We start from the raw sequence: 2986 nt of genomic DNA, 5'->3' as shown, positions 1-2986 counted from the left end.
GCGGGGAGAACTTGCTTGCTCTGTTCATGGCTCCATCTTCTCAAGTCATGGAGCCTCCGGGATTCCCGGGGCGGTTCAATCTCCATTGCAATCGCGTGCTGCCCTTTCGCCCTCAAATTAGCTAGGACGTCTCTGCGCATCCTGTTGATCTGCTCATTGATATCAGAATATTCAAGCACGCGGTTGCGCAACAGACGCTCCGCGCTGGAATAGCTTGCGCGAGCAAATACAAAAGGATCTTCTTTTGTGCGATTCAAAACACCACTGCGGGTTAAATCACGTAGGCGCGCGTTAAAGACAAAGAGAACCGTTGTTATGACCCCATAGAGCAACTGGACGTTATAAACATGCTGATCAAAGAAACCAGCCTGATAGACCCGGGGAAGAGAGAACTCAAGCCCGAAGCTTGCAAGTAGCGCCCCCAACGCAATGCCTCTCCACCCATGCCTGAATGTCAGCACGATCATCGGCACAAGCATCGCGACCATTAAAATGTTTCGAATCGATGGTTCGCTCAAGACGCCCAAACCGAAGAACAGCCCGAGAATGACGACGACCGCAATAGCAAAATCTTTTGGTAGACAGGGGTGAACTGGACCGTCATTCCAATTGGTCCACAACATCGTCGGAAGCAATAAGACCAGTATTCCGAGATAGCTACCTGAACAATAGCGCAGCAGCAGATCAATTACGGGATAAATCGTTGGCCCACCAAGCATCTCGTTCAAAAGCATGCTGCAGAAAGCGTTCCAAAGCCCTATCGCAAGCGCAGCTGGAATAAGCCAGTGCTGGCTCTTGACGATATGAGGAACATGGTAACGAAGCAGGAAAATGCCGCCTGCAATCAGTGGCCCATGCAAGAACGGACTCAGGTAAGACCATAGCGGGTTGAACCCCTGCAGCTCGCCCAGAGGAATACGCAAGACCAACATTGCCGCAGCATCCCCTAACAACAGGTACGGCCATTCTCGATATGGTCGAAAAAGCAAGGTAACGACCCGCAAGCCAACCGGCAGATACCATTGATCAATGGACAGGCGCCAGAGAATCAGAAATACCAAGCAGTAGCACACGCTGATCAGCATGCCCCTGATGACTTCTTTAGCTACCGCCATACCACCACTCCTTGGTTCAACGATGCGTCCTAGTCTGGAGGGAACTGCTCGACGGAGTATAGCGATGGCGCGCACATTGCGATAAACGCGTATCCGATCTGGCTTTCAGCGTGTGCGTTTAACGACGTCAATTGCACTTTTCTGGTGCATTAGCCCCATAGACTGGCCGGCGCCTTGTCGAGGAGCCGCAAGCTCCTGATGCAATGAGGCGAATCAGGCCTGGCTGCGTGGCTTGGATTGATGGTGCCGCTTATGCGTGCGTGCACAGCGACTGGTGATAAAGAATCATCCGAAGAAAAACGCCGCGCAATGCGCGGCCTTCCTTCTGAACAATGCCCATATAGGCATAACTTTCGGAATCAGCCCTCCATCTGCTCCAGCTCCTTGCCCTTGGTCTCGTAGACGTACTTGAGCACGAAGAACACCGAGATGAACGCAGCGACGGTGTAGATGCCGTAAGCGCCGGCCAGGCCAATGCTGCCGAGCAGGATCGGGAAGCTGACGGTGATGGCGAAGTTGGAGGTCCACTGGGCGGCACCGGCAATCGCCAGACCCGAGCCGCGGATCTGGTTGGGGAACATCTCGCCCAGCATCACCCACATCACCGGGCCCCAGGAGGCGTTGAAGAACACCACGTAGACGTTGGCGGCGACCAGCGCCAGCATGCCCATGGCGTCGGACATGGCGAGCTTGCCATTGGAGTCCAGCGAGGCGGTGGCGAAGGCGTAGGTGACCAGCGCCAGCGACACGGCCATGCCGGCCGAGCCGATCCACAGCAGTGGCTTGCGGCCGATCTTGTCGACCAGCATCACCGTGATCAGGCAGGCGCCGATGCTCAGGCCGCCGGACAACACGTTGATCAACAAGGCATCTTGCTCGGAGAAGCCCACCGCCTGCCACAGCACCGCGCCGTAGTAGAACACCACGTTGATGCCGACCAGCTGCTGGAACACCGCCAGGCCAATTCCGATCCAGACGATGGGGCGGACCTTGCCGGTGGCTTTGCTGATCAGGTCGGAGAACTTGGGCTTGTGCTGGTCGGCCGCCATCGAGGCGGCGATTTCAGCCAGCTTGGTCTGCGCGACAGCGCTGCCGTACAGACGCTTGAGCACCACCAGCGCCTGCTCGCGGCGCCCCTTGACCACCAGATAGCGCGGGCTTTCGGGGATCACCAGCAACAGCAGCAGGAACGCCAGCGAGGGAATCGCCTGCATCCAGAACATCCAGCGCCAGGCAGCCTGCCCCGCCCAGAGCGGCTCGGTGGAGGCGCCGGCGGCATTGGCCAGCAGGTAGTTGCTCAAAAACGCGCAGAACAGCCCGCTGATGATGGCAATCTGCTGCATCGTGGCGAGCCTGCCGCGATAGCGCGCGGAGGCGACCTCGGCGATGTAGGCCGGTGAAATAACGCTGGCCGCGCCAACGGCAAAGCCACCCATCACGCGGGCGAAGATGAAGAAACCGGAGCTGTTCGAGGCGCCGGCACCGATGGCCGAGAGCAGGAACAGCGCAGCGGAAATGATCAGGACCGCGCGGCGGCCCCAGCGGTCGGCCAGGCGGCCGGCAAAGAACGCGCCGATGGCGCAGCCCAGCAGCATCGAGGCGACTTCGAAACCGGTTTCGGCGGCGGTGGACTGAAAGGTCTGTTTCAGGCCATCGACGGTGCCATTGATCACGCCGCTGTCGAAGCCGAACAGGAAGCCGCCGATGGTGGCTACGCAGCTGATCAGGATGATGAAACGGGTGTTCTCGCCGACATCGGGGGCGCCGTCAATGGAAACACTGGACATGGGTTCACCTGGGAACACGCAAGGGAGCGGCCACAGGAGTGGGCGCCATCGGCCGGCGACGCAACGCGCCGCCGGCCACGGGAC

At 58.8% G+C, this 2986-nt stretch carries 2 protein-coding genes; both read right to left on the bottom strand.

The features are described from left to right. Window positions 1–1115, bottom strand: a 1115-nt coding sequence (locus XBLMG947_RS20825) for an MASE1 domain-containing protein (RefSeq protein ID WP_245228301.1), incomplete at its 3' end; no start/stop codon positions are given. Window positions 1116–1474: 359 nt separating this feature from the next. Further along, window positions 1475–2902 carry a sugar porter family MFS transporter gene (locus XBLMG947_RS20820; RefSeq protein WP_065470407.1) on the bottom strand — a complete coding sequence of 476 codons (1428 nt, stop codon included), beginning with the start codon at window positions 2900–2902 and terminating at the stop codon, window positions 1475–1477. Between the last annotated feature and the right edge of the window lie 84 nt (window positions 2903–2986).

This window comes from Xanthomonas bromi, from assembly GCF_900092025.1.
In the GTDB taxonomy this organism is placed as follows: domain Bacteria; phylum Pseudomonadota; class Gammaproteobacteria; order Xanthomonadales; family Xanthomonadaceae; genus Xanthomonas; species Xanthomonas bromi.
Note: the sequence above shows the minus strand (reverse complement) of the source record. Positions and strands in the feature narration are given on the sequence as shown.

What these genes read in the sequence shown, in the direction of transcription:
- XBLMG947_RS20820 (WP_065470407.1), bottom strand. Translation starts at nt 2,902, where the DNA reads ATGTCCAGTGTTTCCATTGACGGCGCCCCCGATGTCGGCGAGAACACC.